Origin of the sequence: Herbidospora yilanensis (assembly GCF_001570565.1) — a bacterium.
Classification (GTDB): domain Bacteria; phylum Actinomycetota; class Actinomycetes; order Streptosporangiales; family Streptosporangiaceae; genus Herbidospora; species Herbidospora yilanensis.
Genome location: NZ_BBXE01000037.1, coordinates 86,605 through 87,378, shown reverse-complemented (window position 1 = coordinate 87,378; position 774 = coordinate 86,605). Strand labels below are relative to the sequence as shown.

1 pseudogene is annotated in these 774 nt (G+C 80.7%); it reads right to left on the bottom strand.

The features are described 5' to 3' along the window. Positions 1 to 774 (bottom strand): annotated as a pseudogene (locus AW273_RS38180) (hypothetical protein); the annotation flags it as partial.

The following is a 774-nucleotide window of genomic DNA, read 5'->3' as shown; positions in this document are numbered from 1 at the left end:
GAGGCGGGCGGCGGCGTGCCGCAACATCCGGGCCGCCGCCGACGGACCGCCGCGCGCGTCGCCCGACCGCGCCAGCCGGCGCAGCGCGAACGGCACCCGCTCGACCAGGTCGCGGACCGGGCCCACCGGCCCCAGCGTGGTCAGCCGGGCCCGGGTCCCGATGACGGTGACGGCGTGCAGCACCCCGTCGAGCAGCACGAACTCGACCAGCGCCCGATCCCCCAGCAGGGGGGCCAGCGACCGGACCACACCTGGGACCGGCTGGGCCCGCCGGGCCCGCCGGGCCCGATCGGGGGTGCGGGCCGCACCGGACCGGGCGCGGGTGTGGTCGCGGATGCGGCGCTCCAGCGCGGCCTGCCGGTCGGTGACCGAGGGGTCCCGGGACGCCCGCGCCTCCGCCGCCACCGCCCGCAGCTCGGCCAGCCGTCCGGCCAGCCAGGGGTCGTCGGGCGGCCGGACCCGCCGCATCAGCAGATGGCTGGCCCGCCCCTGCTCGGCCCACCCGAGCACCTGCGCGGGACCGCCCCGGTCGAGGGCCATCCGCAGGCCGAGCTCGGCCAGCTCGACCCGGAACTCGGCCGAATGGGCCCGCAGGTCGGTCGCCCCGAGCGCGGCCCGATGCTCGTCGAGCACCCGCAGTCCCCGCCGGACCGCGGCCGCCGCCCCCACCCGATCGCCCAGAGCGAGCCGCCGCAGCGCCTCGGCGTGCCAGCCCCGCACCCGCGACAGCGCCGGGCCCCTCTGGCGGGACCGCGCCGCGACGGTGAGCAGGTC